The organism is Bacillus sp. HY001 (assembly GCF_007558965.1).
GTDB lineage: Bacteria > Bacillota > Bacilli > Bacillales > Bacillaceae_G > Bacillus_A > Bacillus_A mobilis.
Map to the genome: position 1 here is coordinate 1 of NZ_VLTE01000400.1, position 213 is coordinate 213.

Annotated in this window: 1 pseudogene; it reads right to left on the minus strand. The window is 32.9% G+C overall.

The annotated features are described in order from the left end of the window. Positions 1-213 (minus strand): annotated as a pseudogene (locus FOT98_RS32810) (excinuclease ABC subunit A); the annotation flags it as partial.

Below are 213 nucleotides of genomic sequence, written 5' to 3' on the forward strand. Positions count from 1 at the left end.
AGAAAAAGATCTTGTTTTTTTGAATTTTATGGGTTGTTGAAGCATTCTCCCTGTTATGGTATCCGATTCTAATAACTCTTGATAACTTCCAGTAAATGTTATATAACCTCCGTAAGTCCCAGCTTTTGGTCCCATTTCTACAATATAGTCAGCCATTTCTATGATGCTAGGATTATGTTCAACTAATATAACTGTATTACCTTGTTCTTTTAG